A 25,735-nucleotide genomic window follows, 5' to 3' on the forward strand; every position below is an offset into this window, starting at 1 on the left:
GAAAACCACAAAAAAATTACTCACATAGAAGCTATGGTGCGCTTTTTTTGTGGTTTTTCTCGCAAGATGCGCCAAATGCAGATTTTTGGCGAATAGGCGTAAACTGTTACCCTTTATGTTGCTATTGCGAGCAGAATGAGGCAATCCTTTCTCCAAAAGCTCATTTTTTGTTCATAATCCTAAGTTATTACCAGAATTTTTAAGAACTGCTTGTAACGCGATGATTTGTATGTTTTTATTTCATGACAATGAGAATAATTTAATTTAATCTACTGAGTACGTTGTGAGCACCCAAAGGGCAGATATTTTGTTTAAAATAGATCTTAATTTTCTTGTTTTTATACAAAAAATGGACGTTTCACGATGCACACATGGGATTAGGCGCCAAATTTGTTGTTTAGAACTCAAGTTGGCATGATTTTCTAGGTTTTAGAATAGTGAGAGGTTTTAGTGAGACGATTGCGTGCTGGCCTAACTGCTTTTTCACCATGGCATGCCACTCTGCTTGCATTCTTACTAGTGCTTGGATGTAATCGAGTAAGAGTTTACGATCCAAAAGATAGTGATGCACTGAAGTTACCTGCTAGAGTTTACGGAACAGATGATAAAGCAGTTATCAAAATGCAAAAAAGCTTAACCCGCCGTGGTGTAGCTGTTGTTACAATTGGCCAAGACTATATGCTCAGTATCCCATCTAACGCGCTATTTCCGAATCAGTCACCACAATTGACCTGGGGCTCATATGGTTTGTTAAACAACATAGTGCAATTTCTAAAGCAATTTCGTAAAGTAGCAATAACGATAACGGGTTACAGTGGAAAATATGTTTCTGCAAAACGTGAGCATGCGTTAACCTTGGCAAGAGCACGAGCTGTAGCTGATTATTTGTGGTCGCAGGGTATAGATAGCCGGTTTATTTTTACAGAAGGTGCAGGAAGTGATAAGCCGATAATGGGCTTTAGTAACGGTGGGGATAAAACGCCAAATTCGCGTATTGAAATTACTTTCAGAGACGCTATCGTTTAGTTGGGGATGCAATGGGTCGCGAGACTTGGAATATCAGAATACATGCTAAATTTTTTTATGTTCGCACTTATCGTGTGGCTGGTAGATGCCTTATACTCTCGTTACTTGTAAACCTTCTTTTGAGTTTGGGTGTTTATTATCGTTATTTTCATGAGCCTCCGCGAGATTACTATGCAACGAGCGGTATCACTCCACCTGTACAATTAAAAGTTTTATATGAACCAAATTATTCGGCAACACCACTGTTACCTGCCGATCCAGTTGCTGATGATACGGTTAAAGTAATACCGGACTAATCGAGGATATTATGGCTGAAGATGCGTTAATGGCAGTTTCAATGAGAAACGATTTCTATCGTGATGGCCAACGTAAAACAATGCTTGCATTGTTGCTCTCAATTATAATCAATTTTGTTTTAGCCTCTCTTTTGGTGTATTTGCTAACCCATCCACCAGAGCCGAGGTATTTTGCAACCAGTATTGCCGGTAGGATTACCCCCTTATTTCCGTTGAATGAGCCAAATCAATCTGACTCAGCGGTTTTACAATGGTCAAACCAGGCTGCTATCGCGGCCTTTACCTATAACTTTGTTAACTATCGTGATGAACTCCAGTCTTCTTCAGGGTTCTTTACTGCTGATGGTTGGACGCAGTTTCTAAATGCCTTGCAACAATCTAACAATTTGGATGCAGTTAAAGCGAAAAAATTGATTGTATCTGCTGTAGCGACACGTGCACCAATTATCTTGCAAAAAGGTTTGCTAAATGGTGTATATTCTTGGCGGGTACAGATGCCCATACTAGTGACTTATCAGAGTGCTAGTGAGTTTTCACAGCAGAATAACGTGGTTACCATGTTAATAACGAGGGTTCCAACATTGAATTCTCCACGTGGTATTGGTATATCTCAGTTTGTTGTCGGCCCTGCTAGTGGTGGGATAGGTGGATGAAAAAGAAAAAGAAGTTATTTCATTTAATTGGATTGGCTAGCTTAATGGTAGTCGATTCAATACAGGTTCCGGTGTATGCGGCGAATGATGCCGATTCAGCGCAGCAAGCTCTTCAGCAACTTCGTCTTTTGCAGCAGCGTTTAGCTCAACCAGGACAAAATCAGCAGAATCAGCAGAATAAGGCAGAGACAGGGAAGCCTGCGAATGCTGCAGCGCCTGCTCCATCACAAATACCGCCAACTGCAGCCAATAATACGCCTCCCAGCCCACAACCAGGAGGAGCAGCTCCTCCGGTTAGTGCTGAGGTAGATGATGACTTGATCAACCTTAAAGCGTTTGAGGGCGTTACTCAGCAACTGTTCCCGTTGAACCCTGAGCAAATCATCCGTTTAAAGCAACTGTATCAAGCTCGTGAGTTCGCCCAGACTTCCACAGCAGGAACTCCGCCCAAACCCACAGCAACCTCACAATTTGTGAATTTGTCACCAGGTTCGACGCCACCTGTGATTCGTTTATCGCAAGGTTTTGTATCTTCGCTGGTTTTTTTGGATTCAACAGGAGCACCATGGCCTATCAGTGCATATGATTTAGGTGATCCGTCCTCATTCAATATTCAATGGGATAAAACTTCCAATACCTTGATGATCCAAGCAATGAAGCTATATAACTATGGCAACCTGGCTGTGAGGTTACGTGGTTTGAATACACCAGTTATGTTGACACTTATTCCTGGCCAGAAGGCGGTGGACTATCGAGTGGATTTAAGAATACAGGGCTATGGTCCAAATGCTAAGACTATGCCAATGGAGGAAGGTATACCTCCAAGCGCAAATGATATCTTGTTGCATGTTCTTGATGGTGTACCTCCTGGTGGAAGCCAACGGTTGACTGTCAGTGGTGGTGATGCGAGAGCATGGCTCCTCAACGATAGAATGTATATAAGAACAAACCTCACTATTTTATCTCCAGGCTGGATAGGCAGTATGACTAGTGCGGATGGAATGCATGCCTATGAGATGCAGAAATCTCCGGTATTATTGGTATCTTGGCATGGAAAAGTCATGCAGCTTAAGGTAGAAGGGTTATAATCAAATGGCAGGAAAAAAAGAGAATATTAAATCACTATTTACCAATACGCGAACAAGGGTGATTATCATCTTTACAGCCATTTTACTGATTTCAGCAGTAGTGATTGGCTTTCTCAAATTCAAGGCCGCAAGCGAAATATCCGGAAATGGCTCGAATCTATCTATGGCGCCAGGAGGAATTCAATCTATTCCAGGCGCTTTAAACCAAACAGCTCAATACGCAAAATTACAACAACTGCAAAATGTTGAGCAAGCGCAATCCGCAATGAAATCAGGAGGTAGCGCTATTCCCACCATTATTAAAACTCAGGCTTTAGGAGAAGGGGTTCAACCAGTTGGTGTATCAACATCTGGGGAAGGTGGTCTTGGATTTACCGCTTTAGCCCGAGAAGATGAAGAAGCTACACAACGCAGTGCATGGATACAGGCTTTACAGAATAATAGTTGTAGTAAGTCAGCCGTTGCCCAGGTCGTTACTGAAGGCGCGTCGCTGACAGATTTAAAGTCTGCCTGTACTTGTACTCAATTAAAAGATAATGGTTATCAAGTGGGGAAATTGGAGCAGATTTGTTCTTGTAAAGAATTACGGGCTGCTGGATACAATGCACGTCAATTAAAGGATGCTGGTTTTAGCGCTGGCCGATTAAGGCTATGTGGATTCGATGCTTGCGAGTTACGCAACGCTGGTTTTACTGCACAACAAATGAAAGATGGTGGCTTCTCTGATGGTGAGTTGAAGGGAGCAGGATTTTCAGATGAAGAGATTGCTAAGGCAAGTGGTTTACCTAATGGTGTGACAGTGGCAGCGATCCGTTCTGCTGGATGTCAGGTAGATGCCTTAAAGAAATTAAGGGCACAGGGGGTTAGTGCCTCTGCAATTCGACGTATCAGTGGATGTAGTGCTGCCCAACTTAAGGCAGCAGGTTTTACCGCTGCTGAATTAAGAAATGCTGGTTTTAGTGCCGCTGATCTTAAGAATGCTGGTTTTAGTGCTGCTGAATTAAAGGCAGCAGGTTATACCGCAAGAGACTTACTCAATGCAGGTTTTACGCCAGATGACTTAGCTAATGCAGGCTTTAGCCCAGCAGATATTGCAGCAGCTGAGTCGGAATTACCGCCAGGTATAAGCCCAGCAGATGTTAAAAGTACGGGCTGTGATGTCGCTGCCTTAAAGAAAGAACGCCTAGCCGGAGTTAGTGCAAAATTAATTCGACAATACGCTGGTTGTAGTGCTAAGGCCTTAAAAGAAGCAGGGTTCACTGATAGCGATCTGGCTAATGCTGGGTTTACACCCGAGCAAATCGCTGCAGTTAGTCCGGCTGATGATAATACAATACGAGCTGCAGGCTGTGATCCAAACAAACTGAAAGCGCTGATGACCAGAGGGGTTACTGCTGCAAAAATTCGTACTTTAAATGGTTGTAGTGCCGCTCAATTAGCTGCTGCAGGTTTTGATGCTGCTCAATTGGCTGCAGCAGGCTTTACCCCACAGCAACTGTTAGCAGCAGGTTTCTCTCCTCAACAAGTTCGCGCTGCCATGGCTGCAGTAGATGATGCCATTCGTGCAGCAGGTTGTGATCCCGACAAGCTTAAAGAGCTATTTAAGCAAGGTGTGTCAGCTAAACGAATTAGAGAGTTAAATGGTTGTAGCGCTGCGGCATTAAAAAATGCGGGCTATGATGCGAAAGCTTTAGCGGATGCCGGTTTTACCCCGCAAGATTTGTTAAATGCAGGATTTACTCCAGATCAATTATTAAAAGCCGGAGTCAATGCTGCTGACGTTATTGCTGCAGGACGGACAGCTAATTGTAGCGTTGAATCGCTTAAAGCTGCTCGTGCAGCAGGTGTTTCTGCGGCTACAATCAAGCAAACATTGGGTTGCAGTGCAGCAGCGATGAAGGCAGCTGGTTATACTGCTAAAGAATTAAGAGATGCTGGATTTACCGCTGCGGAATTAAAGAACGCAGGTTTTAGCGCTGCTGACCTTAAAGCTGCAGGCTTTTCCGCTAAAGAACTAAAAGATGCAGGTTTTAGTGCTGCTGATCTTAAGGCTGCAGGCTTTTCTGCAAGTGAACTTAAAGATGCGGGCTTTAGTGCTGCTGATCTTAAGGCTGCAGGGTTTAGTGCTGCTGAACTCAAGGCAGCCGGCTATTCTGCCAAGGACTTAAAGGAGGCTGGTTTCAGTGCCGCGGATCTCAAGGCTGCCGGATTTAGTGCGAAAGATCTTAAGGATGCAGGTTTCAGCGCTGCTGACCTAAAAGCTGCTGGTTATAGTGCTAAGGAACTGCGTAATGCCGGATATAGTGCAGCAGACCTTAAGGCAGCGGGTTACAGTGCAGCTGCCCTTCGCCAAGCGGGGTACTCAGCTAAGGATTTGGCAGATGCAGGTTTTAGCGCAAATGATCTTCGAAATGCCGGTTTCAGTAATGCTGAAATTAGTGCTGCAACCTCACAAGTCGCAGGTTTAGGCGATCTCAATTTATCTGGTCAAGGTGCTTCAAATGTTACTCCAATTCCAAGTATACCCGGAGCTGGACAATCACCAAACGCAGTTGCTGCGGCCCAAGCTGCAAACGCTCAGCAATTACAAAATATTTTGAAGAAGCAAAACCAGCAACTGCAGGATCAACGCTATCAACAACAAATTCAACAACGTACTGCTCAAATGATGTCTGCTGCCAACCAGTCTATGCAAACTTGGACAAAAGCGCCTTCTCAAGCCTTCGTTGGTGGTAACGATAGTTCTGATAAAGAAGGTGGTGCTGCAGCTGGAACTAATGCGGCTACAGGTGCACCTCAGTCTTCAATACCAGGCGCAGGCCAAATTGGTGGAAGTAATCAGAATCAGCCAGCAATGATTAAAACAGGTGATATACTTTTTGCAGTTATTGATACCTCAGTTAATAGTGATGAACCCGGCCCAATCTTGGCAACTATTGTTTCAGGCAAACTGAAAGGCGCGAAATTGATAGGTAGCTTTAACCTGCCAGCTAATGCGAATAAGATGATAATAAGTTTTAATACTATGTCTATTCCTGGAGCGCCGAAGACAATATCTGTAAGTGCTTATGCAATTGATCCGAATACAGCACGTACGGCTTTATCAAGTAACACAAACCATCACTATCTACTTCGTTATGGTTCTCTCTTTGCCTCGTCGTTCCTTGAAGGCTTTGGTAACGCATTCCAATCCGCCAATACTTCTGTGACAATTGGTGGAACAGGAGGAGGACAAAATATTACTGTACAAAATGGTATTGGCCGATCTGCATTACAAAATGCGGTAATTGGATTAGCGACTCTTGGTAAATCCTGGGGACAGGTTGCTCAACAACAGTTCAGTACTCCAACCACTGTTGAGGTATACTCTGGAACGGGCATAGGTGTGTTGTTCACCCAAGATATAGCAGCACCATCAACATCATAAGCAGGTAGAAAATGGCAGAAAATGAATATAATGATGAGTATCAATTTGATGATCTAGAGACCTTAGAATCTGATGCCGCGAGCGATGATGAAACAGGCTCAGGATCAGGTGAGTCATCCAAAAAGACTAGCTCTGGAGGGGGCACGAATGTCAGACGAAATGCGTTGATCGTTGTGGCAATCGTAGCTGTATTAATGCTGGGCTATAAATTTATAGGCTCGTTCTTTTCAGGAAAAGGAAAGGATGTAGAACAGATTCCCAGTCTTCCTACTGTTGCTGAGACACAGCCACTTGTTTCTACATCTACAGTTCAGCCTTTAGAGCAACAGACGACGCCTCCTCCCTCACAGGTTGCTGCTGCGCCGCAGCCAACCACTACACCAGTGGTAATACAGCCTTCTGTTGATAGCTCCCAGATTAATCAAAAGCTATCATCTTTAGAAACAAGCCAACAAGACCTTCGCTCTGATGTAAATTCTGTCAATGGTAAATTAAGTGGTATTAATTCAAGCGTCGGTCAGGTAAATGAGAAAATAGCAAATCTCAATCAAATGATTACTGCCTTGGTAGTAAAACTTGATCAACAATCAAAAGAGATAGCCGTTTTAACTGAAAGAACCAAGCCTAAACCTGTGCCTCGTGTTGTTGTAAAAGGGCCTACAGGTCCAATGTACTATATCCAAGCAATCATCCCTGGCCGAGCTTGGTTAATTGCTGCAAATGGGTCTACAATTACCGTTAGAGAGGGAACAGATGTAGCCGGTTATGGCGTAGTTAAATTGATTGATCCAAATCAGGGGCGCGTGGTCACGAGTTCAGGGCGTGTGATAAGGTTTAGTCAGCAAGATAGTTGAGGCAATTATGGCTGGTACCGGAAGTTTAGCAGCGCAGGCGAATATTTTAAATAATATTGCAAATAACTTGCTTCCAGTTGAGCGTTTAGTTACAGGATCCGCCTATATGATTGGTTTAGCGTTCGCTTTTAAAGCTATATATACTTTGAAGGCCTATGGTGAATCCAAGTCAATGATGTCACAGAATGCTAGCTTAAAAGAACCCTTAGCCTATATGCTTGTAGCGGGAATGTTTATTTATTTTCCGACTGGTTTAGCAGTAGTTCTGCAAACAACCTTTGGCTCATCCAGTATTCTGCAATATGCGCCTGTATCGAGTAATAACCAAACATTGAATTTTCTTGGCGCTAGTCCATTATTTGGGCGACCGTTGACCATAATTATACAAACGATAGGTGTAATTGCCTTTGTTAGGGGATGGATGCTAATAGCGCGTACAGCTTCTCAAGGTCAACCTCCTGGCGGTACTGGAAAAGGTTTAATGCATGTTTTTGGTGGAATTTTGGCTATGAACATTGTAGCAACGCTGCAACTTGTCAATAATACAATATTTGGTAGTTAACTGCTTACATTATAATAAGGAGAAATGAACGTGAAGAGTCCCTTAAAAACAAAGCGAGATTTTAAGCGCTTACTAACATGGGGTTTAAGCTTTATTTTAGTCGCTATTGCAGGGGAGGTAATGGCAACAAGCTTAGGAGGAATGGCATCAAGTATTACTGGCAGTATTGGAAGTATATCTAAATTAGTTACAGCAGGCTCTTATGTTGCCGGTTTGGGATTCTCACTTGGTGCTATTATGAAGTTTAAAGCGCACAAAGATAACCCAACACAAATTCCGATTGGTACACCTTTAGCATTGACTTTCATTGCAGCAGCCTTATTGTTCTTACCTTCAATTTTAGGTGTTGCTGGACAAACAATGTTCGGAGGCAGTGGTACTGTAGCAGGTGCAACAGGTACTCTCTTCTCCTAATTTATGTATTTTAGGACTTGTTACCAATAGAGGATGCAGTTGAAGGCTGCATCTACCTACTATTGGTAACCATGCTTTTACTCAACTTAGTCATAGATAGCTTTATGTCAGATGAGGAAAGCATCGAATTGCTATGCAATATTATTTTGATGCAGATAGCGAATAGCAGTAAGTTGAAGCTGCAAACCCTGCGATGGATAAACTTAATCAAATTTCACCCCTTAGTAGTTTCTGAGGAATAATATAGAAGACAGTACCGGATGCTAAGCCACAATATGCGTCGATAAATAACCAAACACAGAATTTTCTTAGTGCGAGCCCTTTATTTTAGCGGCTACTAACTATAATAAAAGAAATGACGGGCGTAATTACTTTATTAGCAGCTTCTCAAAGGTGGTCGCTAGGAGGTACTGGAAAAGTTTACTATATGTTTTTGGTAGAATTTTTTAGCTACGAACATTGTAGCAACACTGGAAATCGTCAATAATACAATTTGTGATAGACTTAACTTTTTTATTAAGGAGAAATGAACGTGAAGAGTCCCTTAAAAACAAAGCGAGATTTTAAGCGCTTATTAGCATGGGGTTTAAGCTTTATTTTAGCCGTTATTGCAGGGGAGGTAATGGCGACAAGTCTGGGTAATATGGCATCGAGTATTACTAGTAGTATTGGAAGCATATCTAAATTAATTACAGCAGGCTCTTATGTTGCTGGCTTGGGATTTTCACTTGGTGCTATTATGAAGTTTAAAGCGCACAAAGATAACCCAACACAAATTCCGATTGGTACACCTTTAGCATTGACTTTCATTGCAGCAGCCTTGTTGTTCTTACCTTCAATTTTAGGTGTTGCTGGAGCAACTATGTTCGGTGCTACTGGTGGTTCTGTGGCTGGTGCATCCGGTACTCTCTTTGGAACATCCTGATTAGTTGTTTTAGCGAGAGGCATTTATTTGCCTCCCATTGTATTTCGAGATAGGTGTTTTTGCCAATGTAAGTCAGAGAGGTATATCTGAACTTGTTTGACTTCTGGATTAGAGTGTAGGCTGCATACAATATGGGCGGTTGGTGGAGAGCGTTTTGTAATGGCACAAGGGCGTAAAAATTTAAGGCTTGTTGCTAGCGCAGGTTCCTGGCGTTTGTATTCCGCAAGGAAGGCTGATGAGCGCTTTAAGTCCTTTGAAACTAAGGTATTTCAGCGAGATAGATATACCTGTCAGTTTTGCGGTTTTCAGGCAAGATTATTTCAGGAAATTGTGAATCTTGATCACAATTTTGCAAATAACAAGTTGCCTAATCTTGCCACGGCTTGTTGTTTTTGTGCTCAGTGCTTTTTTATTGAATCGGTAGGTGTTGGCGGTTATGGCGGAGGCACATTGATATATCTGCCCGAGCTTTCGCAAACTGAACTTAATAGTTTATGCCATGTTCTTTTTTGTGCGATTACAAATGATACGGGTTACAAGAACAGCGCACAAAATATTTATCGGAGCTTCAAATTCCGTTCGCAAATAGTAGAAGAAAAGTATGGCGAAGGTACTAGCGACCCCGCAATATTTGGTCAATTGATCATTGATTCTGGAGTTACTTCAAATGAAATTTCCAATAAGTTATTTAAAAACATACGGTTATTACCTTCTAGAGCGAAATTTCGTAAACAGATTGAGCGATGGGCTGCCAGTGCATTAGAAGAAATTACTGAGAATAAAACATAAAGTCACAGTAATATAATGATGTAATAGCTTAGATCCTCTATGCTTAGATTGACTCGAACGGTTGGATTTGAGTGCAGGTTGCGAGAATACGACCGTTCCCTGGTAGAGGCTGATCACTTACGATAATGATTTGTAACGACATTAATGTTTAGAGTAGGGAAATGTCATGGGAAAATTGGCAGATTCATTTTTTGAGAGTGTAGATACTTTTTTTGCTTGGTTAAGTACCTCTCTGAAACAGACCACAGAATCATATTGTGAATTGGAAACTGCTGATAGTCCAACTGTTCTAGTGAACCATGATGGCACCTTATTATCTATCTTAAAAATTGAAGGTGTAACAGCGCTAGCTGGTGCGGAAGAGTTTGTGCGCTTAGTTGAGGGTATATCTAATGCTTTCCAAGGTCCTCTTGGCCGAGCTGGACACGCTGTACAAGTGCATTTTACTCATGATAAACAAAATATAAAAAAGGTCATCCAAGATATTTATGCTCCAGCTGAAGCTACGGCAAAGCGTCTAGAACTGAATTTAGACGATTTATTCAATGAGCGCGTTAATTATCTCGCACAATATTGTGCAGAAGAGCGACTTTATTTTGTCCTATTTACCCGCCCCTATAATTTAACCCAAGAGCAGTTAAAGGCCGCATCTAAAGCTAAAATGAAGATGATCAAGGATACTAAGGCGCCTGCTTTTAAAAATAGCCAAACAATTTTTGCAGCTATTCCGGAATTGCGTGATACGCATGAAGCTTATGTTCGTTCAGTGATGAATGATCTGGAAACCTTCAAAGTTTATGCCAAATTAATGGAAGTTCATGATGCTGTTCACGCTATAAGAATGACAGCTGATCCTGATTTTACTGCAACAGAATGGCGTCCGAGTTTGCCTGGCGACAAACTTTATCCACGTGAAGTTAATAGTTTCGATGGTGATCCATCTGATTTATTATGGCCCTCTTTGTCTAAGCAGGTGATCCCACGAGATGCCGAAGCCTTAGATTTACGCACCGTCAGAGTGGGTAATAAAATTTATTCGTCGGTATTTATTGATTTGTTCCCAAAAGATATTCGCCCCTTTCTTAATTTATTCACGCGTATTTTACCTTCACATATTCCTTGGCGGATTTCATTTTTGATTGAAAGCGAGGGTTTAAATACTATTAAATTGAAGGGACTGCTAGCTGCTATTCTAAGTTTCTCTTCAGCACAAAATAGGCTTATAAGCGACTCAGTGAATTTGTTGAAATATTTACAGCTAAATAGCGATGACCCCATCATTCGACTGCGTGTTGTAGCGGCAACCTGGGCGCCTGAGGGTGAACTGGCTCTATTGCGCCGACGTGGTTCTGAATTGGTTAAAGCAATTCAAGGTTGGGGGTCTACAGATGTTTCCGAGGTATGTGGCGATCCCTTTGCTGGCTTTGTCTCTACAATGTTAGCGACAACTCAGCATAGTGCGGCTGTAGCTTCAGTGGCGCCATTATCTGATGTTATCTCAATGTTGCCAATTACGAGACCAGCTTCACCTTGGGATACAGGGGCATTGTTATTCCGCTCTCCTGATGGTAAGCCCTGGCCCTTCCAACCAGGCTCCACTCAACAGACCACTTGGATCGATCTGGTTTATGCACGTCCTGGTTCGGGTAAGTCAGTATTATCAAATGCTTTGAATTTGGCACTATGCTTATCTGGCGGTCTAACACGCTTACCACGCATAGCAATTATTGATATTGGCCCCTCTAGTAGTGGGTTAATTTCTCTGCTTAAAGAGGCACTTCCTGCTTCAAAACGACATTTGGTTGCCTATCATCGTTTAAGAATGACGCCTGACTATTCAATTAATCCTTTTGATACCCAGTTAGGCTGTCGTTATCCGACTGCGACAGAGCGCTCGTTTTTGGTGAATTTCCTAACCTTACTGACTACCCCCCTAGGTGCGGCTAAGCCTTATGATGGTATGCCTGATTTGGCGGGTATGGTTGTTGATGAATTGTATAAAAGCCTCGCCGATGAATATAATCCAACTCCCTATTCGCCTGGGGTTGAAGATCTTATTGATAGTATTCTTGAAGAAATTGGCTTTGTCCGCGATTCAAAATCAACCTGGTGGGAAGTCACCGATTCCCTCTATTCTGCAGGATTTGTCCATGAAGCCTTGCTTGCTCAGCGCTATGCTATGCCTTTGCTTGCGGATGGGGCTTCAATATGCAGAACCCCATCTATTGAAGACTTATATGAAAAGGTAACTGCACCAACTGGCGAATCACTGATTAATGCATTTTCACGAATGATCTCTGGTGCTGTTCGTGAATATCCAATTTTGTCTCGTGTCACAAGCTTTGATATTGGTGATGCACGTGTTGTTTCACTTGATCTCGATGAGGTAGCTAAAAGTGGCGGTGACGCTGCGGATCGACAAACCTCAGTAATGTATATGTTGGCGCGTTATGTTCTTGCTCGTCATTATTATTTAACAGAAGAGAGCTTAAGCAATATTCCTGCTCAATATAAGGAATATCACAAAGAACGTATTCTGGAGATTAGAGAAGATCCTAAACGTATTGTTTATGACGAATTCCATCGAACCTCAAAATCGGCTGCGGTACGCGACCAGGTGATTATTGATATGCGGGAAGGCCGTAAATGGAAAGTTCAGATTGCATTATTATCTCAGGCAGTGGAAGACTTTGACGCGATAATGATTGATTTTAGTACGGCTATCTATGTGATGGATGCTGGTCCGTCGCAGGCTGTTGAAAAGACAAGTCAGATTTTCGGTTTATCGAATACTGCGAAAACAGCCTTACGTACCCGTGTACATGGACCAAAGCAGGGCGGGGCAACGTTCCTCGTTCAATATGCGACCAAATCGGGTGTGAATGTGCAACTTTTAACGATCACTCTTGGCCCAATTGAGTTATGGGCTTTTAGTACAACCGCGGAAGATGCCTCTGTACGTAACCATTTATATCGTCATTTAGGTCCGGCAGAAGCGAGAAGATTACTAGCAACATTATTTCCAGGTGGTTCGGTCGCCAAAGAAATCGAGAATCGTCTGTCTATGATGAAGGAAGCAGGTGGTTTTATCGAAGAAGATGCTAAGTCTAGTGTTGTAGTGCAATTAGTGACGGATATTCTTGATGCCTATTCGAAAGACCCTAATGTGAAAATGTTGCCTACAAAACCACATTAGTGTGAGTCTCTTTAAATAGCAGAAGAACTTCAAATCAGAGCGCCCTCATCAGGTGCTGCGTGTGTGGCCGGAACATAGGTAACAAAAATGTCCGGTCACATCGGTAACACTACGTTATCATGATTTTGTTAATTTCGAGTGTTTTTTCATTAAAGAGAGCTAATGGCTTAAAAGAGAAATATATAATCCACTCTAATTCGCTATGAGGTTTCATAGCAATCCTTTCGCCTCTAAGAGTTTCGGAGACGAAAATTTCTTTTCTTTTCCATTTCATGGTGCCATTTGTTCTAATTTTTCTAGTTTTCTCAAAGCTATTATCATATTCGACAGCAGAAATTTTAGTAGGAAACTGCCGAGAAGAGTTTGTATAAAGCCAGGCAGGTCTATTAAATTGAATACCTTCGTGAGGTCTTTGTTCGTTAAATTCTTTTTTAAACGCATTAAATAATAGCTGTTGTTGAGCCATGTTTTGTTTGGGAGGTGAAGCGGTTTCTTTTTTAAGTGTAAGATGCATGCGCTCGTGACGGCCATTTTCTTCAGGATGCCCTTTGCGGATGCGTTCAGGAACGATACCTAGCTTTATTAACCACACGGATAACTCCGATAATCCTGCTATTGCATGGCTTGCAAAAGGGACTCCATTATCACTTCTAATAGCCAATGGTAAACCATGCTCTAAGAATAAACGGATTAATGCATTTTTAACTTTTATTCCTGATATTTTTTCCGAACCTTCGATTGCTAGAAGATAGCGACTAAAGTTATCCGTTACAGTTAGTGGGTAGCATAGTTGTTGATTGCCTAATGAAAATTGCCCTTTATAGTCGATACTCCAGGTATCATTTGCCTGATTACAAAGAACGAAAGGCTCGGTATATGGCGATACGCGCCTCTTCCTTTTTGCAGGCCTTACTAACCTATGCCGTTTAAATAATTCATCTATAGTACTCTTAGCTGGCCATGAAACATCTTTTTTTTCTTGTTCTAACCAGCTCTTTATTTTTTTTGCTCCCCAGCTAGGGTGCTTGTCTTTTACATCCAGTAGGCTTCCTTCAATATGACTGGGCATTCTATTAGATTGAATGTGAGGCGCACGAGAATGCTCTTTTAAACCATCAACAGCGGTTCACATATTTATAGCCAGTTTTACAGCTAATATTGAAACGCTCACATAACTCTTTGAATGTGCTCTCTTTGTTATTTAAATAGGCTGAAATAAATTTTATCTTTTCATTCATAGGTGCAGTCTCTATTCAAGGCATCGCAGACTCTCCTTCTTCGGTCTGGATGTAGATTAACTGTTACCTATGTGTCCGGGTCGGACCTCGCTCCACCTTCTCCCTCGGTGGGGAGAAGGGAAAATGCAGGAGGTCTATCTCCCTGTAATAGGTCAGTCCTCACTCCAGTATTGAATTCCCGCGGCTTGACCCTGTCTCATGCGCACAACTCAAGGAAAATTCATATTTGGCGCATCTTGAACGAAAAGCGGGCTTTTCACCAAGATTCTAAAGATGTGGCTAAGATACAGGGCTTGACCGCGGGATCCAGTGTTCGCTCTGAGCTCATAGATCCCGAGGTCAAGCCCATAGGTATCTACACAAATGTCTAAAAGCCCGTAGCAGTGAATTTTAAATGAAACCTTGATTACGCTGCGCTCTTAGTGATCAAGGTTTTCCTTAGATATGGATAATCATCAATTATGCTTTGTGGGTTGGAGCACTGCCCCGACCTATAACCCTTATCTGTTAAGGCTTTTAGACATTTGTGTAGATACCTATGGGTCAAGCCGCAGGAATTCGGGATGGGGGTGATCTATTACAGAACAGGTGGTGAACCTTATCTTCAATCTTTGGTAAGAGCGCGGGTAACGCTTGAAAATTATTATTTACCACAGCGCTTTCGGTAGCATCAAATAGGCTGGTCGCGCCTCTGTTTAGTAAGTATTCAATGATAGGGCCGTCACTACTATCGGCTGCTAAAGGGCTCTAGGTTATTTCTGGTTTAAGAACAAAGCCAGTTAAGATGCCTGGACTGAAGGGGTTGATTGGATTTTGTGTTTTTAAGACATAACGTCCGGAATTACCGTTTACTTCAAATAAAATCTGCAGGCTTGAACTGTCGTTACTATCGACTAGGACATTGACTTTTTGCAGCATTTTAAAGAATGCCCAGGGGCCTGTTTCTTCAATTTCAAAATGATTGCCGTCTATGGAATATAAAACTAGTTTGGCATTATTTTGTGGCCAGTTGAATTGAGTGAAGGAATCGCTTCCTTGGTTATCTGATAATTTAGAGCTACCAATAGTTAGTTGCAGATTAGAGACCACGGGGTCGAGATTAATTTTTTGCAGACTAAATTCAATGCGGCTTGTTTCTGCATCATCCGGGAAAAACATTTTGGAAATCACATTCGCACGAATCAGTTCATTAGTAATATCAGAGGAAATAGGCAAGACATAACCATTTAATTCCTTCGGTTGCCATTGTGGCACTGAAGTGTCTAAAAATGGTTTGATAAAATTGCTAACGAAACTATTGAGTGTTCCTTGCGGAGCAAAGAAATGGTCAAAGTCTGCCAAAGCGATTTCGTTGTTTTCTGCTGGGTCAAGTGGATAGCGGTTAGCCACGGTAGCTTGATAGTCACGGTAAACTAATTGTTGCCATTGTCGATTCAAATAATTTTTGCTTTCATGGATAAAAATAAACCAGGTATCGTCTGCTAATTGCTTAGCCCAGGTTGAAACAGGTTCTGGAAGTTGCCGTGCTCGATTATATAGAGTACTTAGAGGATCAGAGAGTGTGCCCCCGATAAATCTTGTTTTGGTGAGTTCGAAAACAGTACGCCCCTGATCATTGACCAGAGAGAGGGTCGTTAAGAATTTTTCCAGTTCATTGATATTTTGCGTAAGTTCGTTGGTTGCAGAAGCACTCATTAAATTGAGGGTGGTGAACTGATTAGCAACCTTGGAATTGAATTGGCTGGAACTATCGTTTACATCAGGTCCTGTCTGTTGCTGGATAAGTTCAATAAGTGCCGCGACAGAGTTTTTCTGATGTAAGGTCTGTGTAAGCTGGCGAGCCTGTTGATAATCCTGGTAATGGACAGGTCTTGTATGGCGTATAAAGTTTTGCCACCAAGTGACATATTCGAAGCAATAAGCTTCTTCTAAAGAAGCGGGTAAATTATCCAAATCCTGGCGTGCTAATACCCAATTTTCACGTTGCAGTTGCGCTGATATTTTAGGTAGAGCGGCAATTTCCTCTTTAAAGCCAGACCTTGTGAAATAATTGGGTAATTCCCTAGCTGGAAGGTCGAAGCCTTCAATAGCAATTTCTTGTTTTTTCGAAGAAAAATTATTTTTAGCAAGCGAATAATACAAATAAGTAGCAGGGAGGGCATTGAGGTAATTTCGTGCATCACTCACTATTTGTCTATTGATAGTTAAGGGTTGCATCGGCTGTCTAAGGGCGTTCTTAAGCAGTAGCAATTGCTTGTCAATATTCTTTTGTTGATTGGCTTGCTTCCAATAACCACTAAACCAGTTTGTGACCTCTGCTTCGGAATAATGCTCAGGATCTGAAAGCATGAGGTAAATTTTTAAAGCTTCATAGCGGGCAATTTGTGTTTGAGCCGGATCAGCAATGATCTGTTCTAAGCTAGACGTCAAATCGGGAATAAAATTATCACTCAACCGATTTGCTGTATTATTACGCAGTTGCACTTTTAATTGTTCGATAATAGGCACTGAAATAAGGGTAGATGGTATTTGCTCAAGCTTATTAGATGCCAAAGAAAGATGGTACAAGGCTGAGGTCTTATCACTCTCTGTTTGCCCTAGTAGAGCTTCATAAGTCAGTAATTCTTTGCTTGCCTCATCGAGTAATTTAGTCGTTTTAAAATGCTGGCAAATAAGCCAAATAAGCGACAAACCTACGGTTCCTGCAGCGACACCAGCAAGCCATTTTTGCGAGGAACTAATATGTGGGATAAAACGTTTAGTTTGTTCCTGGAAGGCCTTTAATGCACCCTCTATAAAATAAGCCTTATAGTTATTGGACTGAGGAAATTTATCCTGAATTGCCAGGGCATATTCATGCTGAATTTTCTCATTTAGCCTATCAACACTAACGCCGCCTTGTTCTGCGCTTGTAAAATACATTGCTTTGATACGAAAGAGATTAAGCGGTAAATTCTGAATCAAGGACTGAGCTGGCACGCGCAGACTGGCAAGCTGTAAGGGAAACTCTCTGATCAGCGTTCTTTTTTGTGTTGAACGAGCAGGGTGCAGCTTATTAATAATTTGTTGCCCTAGAACCTCGATCATCTGATCAAATTGATGTCTGTAGATTTCGAGTAATTTCTTTCTTTGTTTGACGTAATTTAGGGAAAAGCCTAGGGGCTTGGTCAGGTCGCTTGGATGATCAGTTTGATAAAAATCACTAAAACCAGCTAAGGCATCAAGTTTGGTAAAGAGCAGTGCTGTATCAACCGGGTAACCCAAAGCTTGGCCAAAGCGCTCAAGTAGCTGGGCATGGGATTTACATAATTCAAGTAAATGGACTGGCTCTACCAGTAATAATTCACTTGAATCAACACAGAGGAGAATCCCCGAAATTCGGACACTAGAGTGACAGCGATTTAATTGCTTTAAAGTATAGGCAATGAGGTTTTCTGTTTGATTAAGCCAGGCCTCACCCAGCTCGAGAATAACACCTTGTTGATTGTAATAAAAATGAGCGCTTGTCTCACCGTCAACTGGAAAATGAGTAAAGTTACTTTGGCGCAGTAAGGTCGATTTTCCCTGGTTTCTTTTACCTGTCATCAGTAAAAAGGAAACAGGATTGGATTGCGGTTTTAAATGCCCAATAATCTTTTTTAATGCGTCACAAAGTGAGGTCAATGATTTATCCATTAATCGTCCAGTTTTGCGGTTACTGTATGTCCAAACTGGACTGCCTTAGCTTGTTTTTCCAAGAGAACATGGCTCACAAAAAAGCTCAACGTCAACACACTTAAAGCAATTATGCCAACTGCAATTAAGGGTTTACGGTTTGTTGGAAAGGTTTCAACAGCTTTTTGTTCATGGAACAGGCGATGAGGTTTATTAACACGATGCTGTTGAATCAATTGGAATAACTCTTCAATTAAATTGTCTAATACTTGTCTACCATCAGCGCGCTCATGCTGTTCGCCTTCAAACCCGGTAATCAGGCAATAATAGGCCAGTTCAAGCAAGTCGAGATACTGATTGGGACTTTGTTTAAGGTGATTAGTTATATCGAAAAATCGCGTTTGCGGGCCTTTATCATCATGAGTGGAGGGTGTAAAAGCCTTAAATTCTGCTGCCTTTCCATAAAGGCGAAGGTAATTTTTTCCTAGTAGCTCATCGATAGTTGCGCACAGTAAATAATGGGCAATTGCATCTAGCTCTTCAGTATAAGCCTTGCTATTTAAGCGACTGTGAAAGGCTCGTAATTCATGTTCAATATTATCACGAATAGAATCTATTGACGGTAAAGAGGGGGCAACACATAAACGTTCAAGCAGGGAAAGAATAGGGCCTGCTGCTGCAACCAAGGGATTGGTCGTAAATGGAGCAATAAATAATTTAGAGCGATAGTAACCTTGCGGCATTTTATGGGTGCCAGGTAATGACAATCGACTGACAAGAGAGGCCGAAAGGTGTTCGGCAGCCATGGCTTCACTCCAAATGGTATTAAGTAATCGAGACTCTTCTAGTCATTTGAACTCAGAACGCTGGGTTTTGCATCTGGAATCCATTGGACAACTGATTTAAAACGGAAGAGTTCAACGATAATACGTTATCTCTGATGCCTTGTCGATAAGGCAAAATTTAAAAAGCTTGCTGGGAAGAAAAATAGCGATTGACCCAATCAGTTCCAAGGTATTCAAAACAGTCGTTAAGGAAATCAGCGAGTTCTTCAGTGGTTAATTCATGTTCTAAACCAATAGGTTCAACATCATGATGGAAATATTCGCCAAAATAATGCTGACAAAAGGCCAAATAATCCCGTGTATGCAAGATAAAGCCGTGCCAGAGCTCGTCTAAGGCTAGTAAGGGGCCGAAGAGGTAGGTTTGGCGATGATTATTCTGGCGATGTAAATTTAGCCACATCCATCCCATAAGATCGGTGAATAATTGCTTTGCCCGCTCTTCTGTGTAGCTTGGATGTTTGTGGCAGAAATAACCGAGTATGGCTTCGTTTTGATAGGCGAGCAATTCGCCAAGAGGGGGTAACTTCATTAGTAAGCGTTCACTCCATACTTTCACCAAGATTCAAACATGTCCCCTGAACGAATACGTTCATTATCCGCAGCAGGTTTTTTGCCAGTTTGGGTTTTTCTTAAGTTGTCGAATAATGCGGCAGATCATTTCTTCACGAGTCATTTGCTTTCTCCAAGATGTAAATCAAAGGAGCATAATAGCTATAAATAAGTCAAATTTGAAGCCTCCTGGTCGCCATTTGGCTAAAAGAGATGTCCTGAGTTAAAATAGATTGTCTTTTAAATAGTCAGGTATAGTCCGATGTTCGCCAAATTAATTATTGCCTTAACCCCAATGGTGCTCGCTTTGCCTCTGGCAATGGATATTTATGTACCGGCTATCCCCCATTTAACGCGAGATTTTCAAGCCACTGACACCCAAATGTTGATGACCTTGAACTTGTTTATGTTAAGTGCCGGGGTTATGCAATTGATAATCGGGCCTGTTTCGGATCATTTTGGACGACGAAAAATCGCTGTATTGATGGCCTTATGTTTTGCTCTAGGATCAATCTTCTGTGGTTTGGCAAGCAATGTAAATGAATTAATAGCCTATAGGATCATTCAAGCACTTGGTTCTTGCGGCATGATGGTTTTAGGTTTTGCTGTAGTTCGTGATTTCTATGAGGGTGACAAATCGGCAAAGGCCTATAGTTTTTTAAATGGCATGATTTCATTCTCCCCCATTTTTGCGACCTTTATCGGTAGTTATCTTGATTTGTATTTCGGATGGTCATCAACCTTTTGGGCTTTGCTTCTTGTCGCAATTCCAGCAATTTTTACAATGGGTTTCTGGCTTGAAGAAAGTTTGCCTCTAGCGAAGCGAACACCCTTAACAAAGAAAGTATTTAGCCAATACTTGCATGTGGTAAAAAATTCCGAATTTGCTATTTATACTCTAGCCTCCTCTTTTGGCCACTGCTATTTCTATTTATTTTGTGCCCTTTCACCCTATTTGATTATTCGTGCCCTGGAAATTCCTCAGACCCGTTATGGTTTTTATTTTTGCTTCATGGGGATTTCAGTATTGATCGGCAGCTTTATTGGTGGAGCTATCGTTGAACGCTTAGGTATTTTTAAAACCTGTGCCGTGGGTTATTTACTTAGCTTGATTGGCGGGGTATGGATGCTGCTTTGGTATTTGCTCGAGGGGCTCAGTATTCATAATTTTATCTATCCAATGCTGCTAATAGGTATTGGTGGAACCTTTTGCATGGGAGCAGGGGCTGGTGGTGCAATGTCTCCCTTCGATGACGCTAAGGGAGCTGCGGCGGCTGCAGTTGGCGCTATCCGTTTTCTGTTTGCTGGTATAGTGGGTTATTTTCTAATCACTAAAACAGTCAATTCAACACTACCGCTAGCGGTTCCTGCTGTCTTATTTAGCCTTATCGGCCTCTGTATCCTTTTCTTAGCTAACAGAGAGCAAGAGCAGAAGATTGACTCTGCGATAGTTAATATTGATTAAAACAATAAGAATATTCGATTTTACTTATTAATCGCTCTTTTCTAAAGTTAACAGTGAATGAACTGAATAATTTTTGAGGAGAGTAATAATGATTAGTGTAGGCAGCAAATTCCCAGAGTTTGAGCTAAAGGCAACTGTCAGTAATGACCTTAAAGAGGCTTTTGAAGTCATTTCCAGAGAAAAATATAAGGGAAAGTGGTTGGTTGTATTTTTCTGGCCTAAAGATTTCACCTTTGTTTGTCCAACAGAGATAGCTGAGTTTGGCAAATTAAATTCAGAATTTAATGATCGTGATGCGCAGATTTTAGGTGCAAGTATTGATAGTGAATTTGTGCATCTGGCCTGGCGTAAACAGCATCCGGATCTACATGATCTGCCCTTTCCCATGCTCGCTGATATCAAGCGCGAATTGAGTCAATCTCTAGGTATTCTTGATGAAAATGAAGGTGTTGCCCAGCGTGCGACCTTTATTGTTGATCCTGAGGGAATTATCCGCTTTGTCATGGTGACTGATCTGAATGTTGGGCGAAATCCTCAAGAGGTGCTTCGTGTGCTTGATGCCTTACAGACAGATGAGCTTTGCCCCTGTAATTGGAGCAAAGGCGAAGAAACAATCCACCTGTCTTGATTGGGGGCTATCATGTTAGAAAAAATAAAAGAACAATTGCCTGAGTTGGCGAAGGATGCACGTATCAATTTAACGAAAGTGCTCGATTTGACTCAAACCGATGGTTTAACTGAGCCCCAAATTATTGGGGCAGCTCTTGCGGTTGCCTATCATCTGAACGATGACCTGCTCATTGCTGAGCTACTTGAGTTTAATCCTGATGAAACGCTGATTAACGCAGCGAAACTTGCGGCAAGTCTGATGGCAATGACGAATATTTATTACCGCTTTGTACACCTAAGTGAGCAGGCTGAGTTAGCTCAGATTCCAGCTGGGCTGCGTATGCAGGGAATGATGAATCCAGGTCTTGATCGGCTAAGCTTTGAAGTATTGTCGCTTGCTGTGTCTGCTTTGAATGGTTGTGGTAACTGCATTAGTTCGCATGCTCGCCAATTGGGAGAGCAGGGGGTTTCATCCCAGGCTCTTGCGCGGATTGGTCGGATTGCTGCAGTTTTGCATGCGGTACATGTTAGCTTAACGTTGTAGAAAGACCCCTTATCTGCCCTTCTCCCCGCTTACGAAGAGAGGGGACTCTATTTTTCCCTTCGCCCCTCAGGGGAGAAGGTGCCCGAAGGGCGGATAAGGGGCGGGTTTAAGCGTATTCCTCTTATCCGTCATCGAAGGGTGATAATGCTATTTTACCGGACCACAGGCTATACGCGCACCGCCACCACCTAAAGGTGGGTTATCGCTATAGTTATCACCACCTGCGTGGATCATCACAGATAAGCCTGTAAGATCAGTTGTTTTCAAACGAGGCGCTAATATTGGTGTGCTCGCTTTGCCGTCGGCACCAACATAGAGAACAGGTAAGTCGCCAAGATGTCCTTTATCATAAGGGCCTTTATGACTATTAGTCTTAGCGGGGTCGAAATGGGAGCCTGCATCATTGCCATGATCACCGCAATCAGGGTGTTGATGTAGATGAAAGCCATGTAATCCTGGTGGAAGCGAGGATAAATTTGGCACGATTAATAAGCCAAAATCGGTATCGCTGAAGACAACTTGGCCAATCTCGTTATCGCCTTCTCCAGTGGAATTAATAGTAACGGTTGTCTGTGCTGCCTGGGTGGCTGCACAAAACAATGAGGATAGCAGTAAGACAGTTAATTTATTCACGATGCTCCTTGCTTGTTATTAAACAACTTCGAGATTGTACTGGTTTTTTATAAGGAGCAGAAGCTACTATTAGGAATCAAAAAAGGAAGTGGATGGTTAACATGCAAATTGCGTCGGAGAATCGCTGGCCTGCTTTATTAGCCTTATTTACCCTGGCTCTTTTATATCAAGCCTTACCGACAGTGTTTTATTGGGGGCCGCGTGGTCTGATGATCGGTTTTGTTGCTGTACTGACTATACCCATGATCATTACCCACTATCATGAGAACCATCGTACCCATCGCGTGTTAGCCTTGAGTGTAAATGTCTGGATTACTCTCTATATCATTATTTCTGTTGCTAGGCTTGTTATAGCAGAGCTGGAGGGGCAGATTGGGCCGAAACACCTCTTGCTTTCATCAGTGGTTCTTTGGGTAGCCAATATCCTGCTTTTTGCACTATGGTATTGGAATTTGGATGCTGGCGGGCCGACAAAAAGAGCATCAAAGGAACAGTCAGGGTTGACTGCCTTCATGTTTCCACAAACACAAATTTCACTGGTGCAGGATAAAAATCTGCCGAGCTCTATCAGCCAATGGATGCCCAATTTTATCGATTATTTGTTCCTCGCCTTTAATACAAGTACTGCTTTTTCGCCTACCGATACGCCGGTTTTATCACGCTGGGCTAAATGTATGTCAATGATTCAGGCTTTAATCTCTTTGACCATTGTTTTAATGCTAGCTGCTCGAGCAGTTAACATTCTTAGCCCGGATGTCAATTACTTTGTGTCTTAGGATAACTAACATTAAGATACTGTTATTCTTCAACAAAAGTTTTATACTGAAATTTTTAAAATCTATATGTGAGTACTCATGGAATTGAGAATTGATAACACCCCTTTTAAATCTATTTTCCAGCCTTTGGATCTTGGTTTTACCCAACTCAAAAATCGCATATTAATGGGTTCAATGCATACTGGTTTGGAAGAAGATAAAGAAGGTTTGAATCGTTTAGCTGCATTTTATCGCGAACGAGCCCAGGGTGGAGCTGCTTTGATTGTGACCGGGGGCTTTGCGCCTAACCGTGCTGGCCGTTTAGCACCCTTTGCGGCAAAACTTACCTCTTCCAAAGAACAACAACGACATGAAATAGTCACCCATACTGTGCATGAAGCTGGTGGGAAAATTGCCTTGCAAATGCTGCATGCCGGCCGCTATGGCTACCATCCATTTATTGTGGCTCCCAGCCCTTTGAAATCGCCTATTAGCCCTTTTAAACCTTGGGGAATGTCGAAGCGACGTATCGCCAAAACGATTGGTCATTTCGCACGTTGTGCACACCTTGCAAAGCAAGCGGGTTATGATGGTGTCGAGATTATGGGAAGCGAAGGCTATCTCATTAACCAATTTATCGTTAGCCATACTAATCAGCGCCAGGATGAATGGGGCGGTAGTTTTGCTAATCGCATGCGCTTTCCTGTTGAAGTTGTGCGTGCTGTGCGTCAGGTAGTAGGAACGGATTTCATTATCATCTATCGTCTGTCCATGCTGGACTTAATTGCTGAGGGTTCGAGTTGGGAAGAGGTGGTACTTTTAGCCAAAGCTATCGAGCAGGCAGGCGCAAGCTTGATTAATACAGGAATCGGTTGGCATGAAGCCCGTATTCCAACTATTGCAACGATGGTTCCAGCTGCCGCATTTACCCCGATAACTAAACGACTTAGACCTGAGGTCAGCATACCGGTTATCACTTCAAACCGTATTAATACACCAGAATTGGCTAATCAATTAATTGAGGATGGGATAGCTGACATGGTGTCTATGGCCAGACCTTTTTTAGCTGATCCGCAATTTGTTGAAAAGGCAAGATTGGGTGAGAGTGAGGCAATCAATATTTGTATTGCCTGTAATCAAGCCTGCTTAGATAGAGTTTTTGTGAATAAAACAGCATCCTGCCTGGTCAATCCTCGTGCCTGTAATGAAACTGAATTGGTTTATCAATCTGTACATCATCCAAAGCAGGTCGCTGTTGTTGGTGCTGGACCTGCTGGGCTTGCTTTTGCAGCTGTAGCTGCAGAGCGCGGCCATAAGGTCACTTTGTTCGAACGCTCTGCTGTCTTGGGAGGCCAGTTTAATTTGGCAAAAAATATTCCTGGCAAAGAAGAATTTCAGCACACGATTAATTATTTCACCTATCAATTGGAAAAATACCAGGCTGATATTCGTTTAAATACCGCAGCTGACGCTGAGACTTTGCGAGGTTTTGATGAGGTGGTTCTTGCAACAGGTATTGCACCTCGAATCCCCGAAATTGCAGGGCTCGATCATGAAAAGGTCATGACTTATATCGAGCTGATACAGGAGCGTAAAAAGCCTGGTAATCGCGTTGCGATTATTGGTGCTGGTGGTATTGGCTTTGATGTCGGTGAATGGTTGACACATCAACATCATACAGAGCACACCCAGCAGTTTTATGATGAATGGGGTATAGATATCAAAACAGAACATCGCGGTGGGGTGAAAAAGCCGGAGTTTTCTGCCAGTCCACGAGAAGTGTATCTGTTACAAAGAAAGAAAGAAAAACATGGCAAGCGTCTAGGTAAAACGACAGGTTGGATTCATCGTTTGAGTCTAAAGCATAAAGAGGTAAAGATGCTGAGTGGCGTGAGTTACGAGCGTATCGATGATGAAGGTTTGCATATTCGTATTGATGATGAGCCCCAGGTTTTGGATGTTGATTCAGTAATAATTTGCGCCGGGCAAAATGAGTTGCGTGATTTATACGAGCCATTGAAAGCAGCAGGGCAGTCCGTGCATCTGATTGGTGGCGCATTTAAAGCCCTGGAACTTGATGCGCGTCATGCAATTGATCAGGCATGTCGCTTGGCTGCATTAATCTAATAGGTAACAGGTCACTCTCTTCCGTCATCCCGAACATAGTGAGGGATCTCCGGGATTTGTACTATGCCACATTCAGGAGACGTCTC

The 25,735-nt window shown here is 42.4% G+C and carries 21 protein-coding genes; 16 read left to right on the top strand and 5 right to left on the bottom strand.

Annotated features, from left to right (window positions below):
- Window positions 1-450 precede the first annotated feature (450 nt).
- The 11 genes from icmN (at window position 451) to BN1094_RS05865 (ending at window position 13,230) form a co-directional block, all read left to right on the top strand.
- Window positions 451-1,026, top strand: coding sequence for a type IVB secretion system protein IcmN/DotK (gene icmN, locus BN1094_RS05815; RefSeq protein ID WP_245614197.1), 576 nt, complete (start codon window positions 451-453; stop codon window positions 1,024-1,026).
- Window positions 1,027-1,037: 11 nt separating this feature from the next.
- Window positions 1,038-1,322 carry a type IVB secretion system protein IcmM/DotJ gene (gene icmM, locus BN1094_RS19980; RefSeq protein WP_043873343.1) on the top strand — a complete coding sequence of 95 codons (285 nt, stop codon included), beginning with the start codon at window positions 1,038-1,040 and terminating at the stop codon, window positions 1,320-1,322.
- Window positions 1,323-1,333: 11 nt separating this feature from the next.
- Window positions 1,334-1,975, top strand: a complete 642-nt coding sequence (locus BN1094_RS05825; protein ID WP_043873344.1) for a type IVB secretion system apparatus protein IcmL/DotI — start codon at window positions 1,334-1,336, stop codon at window positions 1,973-1,975.
- Entirely contained in the window at window positions 1,972-3,063 is a 1,092-nt protein-coding gene (locus BN1094_RS05830; protein WP_043873345.1) for a DotH/IcmK family type IV secretion protein, read from the top strand. Before BN1094_RS05825 ends, BN1094_RS05830 begins: the two co-directional genes overlap by 4 nt.
- Window positions 3,064-3,067: 4 nt before the next feature.
- Window positions 3,068-6,490, top strand: a complete 3,423-nt coding sequence (gene dotG, locus BN1094_RS05835; protein WP_043873346.1) for a type IVB secretion system protein DotG/IcmE — start codon at window positions 3,068-3,070, stop codon at window positions 6,488-6,490.
- An 11-nt stretch (window positions 6,491-6,501) separates the two neighbouring features.
- Window positions 6,502-7,344 (top strand): type IVB secretion system protein IcmG/DotF, encoded by an 843-nt coding sequence (gene icmG, locus BN1094_RS05840; RefSeq protein ID WP_043873347.1) that lies wholly within the window; start codon window positions 6,502-6,504, stop codon window positions 7,342-7,344.
- Window positions 7,345-7,351: 7 nt separating this feature from the next.
- Window positions 7,352-7,906, top strand: coding sequence for a hypothetical protein (locus tag BN1094_RS05845; protein WP_043873348.1), 555 nt, complete (start codon window positions 7,352-7,354; stop codon window positions 7,904-7,906).
- Between the two features lie 93 nt (window positions 7,907-7,999).
- Window positions 8,000-8,320: a type IV secretion protein IcmD gene (locus BN1094_RS05850; protein WP_425411908.1), complete on the top strand. Its 321-nt coding sequence runs from the start codon at window positions 8,000-8,002 to the stop codon at window positions 8,318-8,320.
- A gap of 526 nt (window positions 8,321-8,846) precedes the next feature.
- Entirely contained in the window at window positions 8,847-9,245 is a 399-nt protein-coding gene (locus BN1094_RS05855; RefSeq protein WP_043873350.1) for a hypothetical protein, read from the top strand.
- Between the two features lie 159 nt (window positions 9,246-9,404).
- On the top strand, window positions 9,405-10,034 hold the full coding sequence (gene icmJ, locus BN1094_RS05860; protein WP_043873351.1) for a type IVB secretion system protein IcmJDotN: 630 nt from the start codon (window positions 9,405-9,407) through the stop codon (window positions 10,032-10,034).
- A gap of 166 nt (window positions 10,035-10,200) precedes the next feature.
- Entirely contained in the window at window positions 10,201-13,230 is a 3,030-nt protein-coding gene (locus BN1094_RS05865) for a type IV secretion protein IcmB (protein WP_043873352.1), read from the top strand.
- A 109-nt stretch (window positions 13,231-13,339) separates the two neighbouring features.
- On the opposite strand, the gene BN1094_RS05870 is transcribed toward BN1094_RS05865, so the two are convergent.
- From BN1094_RS05870 to BN1094_RS05885, 4 genes are all read right to left on the bottom strand, one after another.
- On the bottom strand, window positions 13,340-14,299 hold the full coding sequence (locus BN1094_RS05870) for a DDE-type integrase/transposase/recombinase (protein ID WP_052403153.1): 960 nt from the start codon (window positions 14,297-14,299) through the stop codon (window positions 13,340-13,342).
- 916 nt (window positions 14,300-15,215) lie between these two features.
- A complete protein-coding gene (gene icmF, locus BN1094_RS05875) occupies window positions 15,216-18,143 on the bottom strand; it encodes a type IVB secretion system protein IcmF (RefSeq protein WP_043873353.1) in 2,928 nt (975 codons plus the stop codon).
- Window positions 18,143-18,928 carry a type IVB secretion system protein IcmH/DotU gene (gene icmH, locus BN1094_RS05880; RefSeq protein WP_043873354.1) on the bottom strand — a complete coding sequence of 262 codons (786 nt, stop codon included), beginning with the start codon at window positions 18,926-18,928 and terminating at the stop codon, window positions 18,143-18,145. Before icmH ends, icmF begins: the two co-directional genes overlap by 1 nt.
- Before the next feature lie 157 nt (window positions 18,929-19,085).
- Window positions 19,086-19,496, bottom strand: a complete 411-nt coding sequence (locus BN1094_RS05885) for a glycine-rich domain-containing protein (RefSeq protein ID WP_043873355.1) — start codon at window positions 19,494-19,496, stop codon at window positions 19,086-19,088.
- A gap of 282 nt (window positions 19,497-19,778) precedes the next feature.
- Here BN1094_RS05885 and BN1094_RS05890 point away from each other — a divergent pair, with 282 nt between their 5' ends.
- The 3 genes from BN1094_RS05890 to BN1094_RS05900 all read left to right on the top strand — a co-directional run bounded on the left by BN1094_RS05890 (window position 19,779) and on the right by BN1094_RS05900 (window position 22,134).
- Window positions 19,779-20,981: a multidrug effflux MFS transporter gene (locus tag BN1094_RS05890; protein ID WP_043873356.1), complete on the top strand. Its 1,203-nt coding sequence runs from the start codon at window positions 19,779-19,781 to the stop codon at window positions 20,979-20,981.
- A gap of 88 nt (window positions 20,982-21,069) precedes the next feature.
- On the top strand, window positions 21,070-21,609 hold the full coding sequence (locus BN1094_RS05895) for a peroxiredoxin (RefSeq protein ID WP_043873357.1): 540 nt from the start codon (window positions 21,070-21,072) through the stop codon (window positions 21,607-21,609).
- A 12-nt stretch (window positions 21,610-21,621) separates the two neighbouring features.
- Entirely contained in the window at window positions 21,622-22,134 is a 513-nt protein-coding gene (locus BN1094_RS05900) for a carboxymuconolactone decarboxylase family protein (RefSeq protein WP_081935025.1), read from the top strand.
- Between the two features lie 147 nt (window positions 22,135-22,281).
- Here the strand turns inward: BN1094_RS05900 and BN1094_RS05905 are convergent, their stop codons facing one another.
- Window positions 22,282-22,767: a superoxide dismutase family protein gene (locus tag BN1094_RS05905; RefSeq protein WP_043873358.1), complete on the bottom strand. Its 486-nt coding sequence runs from the start codon at window positions 22,765-22,767 to the stop codon at window positions 22,282-22,284.
- A 101-nt stretch (window positions 22,768-22,868) separates the two neighbouring features.
- Here BN1094_RS05905 and BN1094_RS05910 point away from each other — a divergent pair, with 101 nt between their 5' ends.
- Together BN1094_RS05910 and BN1094_RS05915 are read left to right on the top strand one after the other, a co-directional pair.
- Window positions 22,869-23,543, top strand: coding sequence for a hypothetical protein (locus BN1094_RS05910; protein ID WP_245614199.1), 675 nt, complete (start codon window positions 22,869-22,871; stop codon window positions 23,541-23,543).
- Window positions 23,544-23,621: 78 nt separating this feature from the next.
- Window positions 23,622-25,649: an NADPH-dependent 2,4-dienoyl-CoA reductase gene (locus BN1094_RS05915; RefSeq protein WP_043873360.1), complete on the top strand. Its 2,028-nt coding sequence runs from the start codon at window positions 23,622-23,624 to the stop codon at window positions 25,647-25,649.
- The last annotated feature ends 86 nt before the right edge of the window (window positions 25,650-25,735 follow it).

The sequence above is a fragment of the Legionella massiliensis genome (genome assembly GCF_000756815.1).
In the GTDB taxonomy this organism is placed as follows: Bacteria; Pseudomonadota; Gammaproteobacteria; order Legionellales; family Legionellaceae; genus Tatlockia; species Tatlockia massiliensis.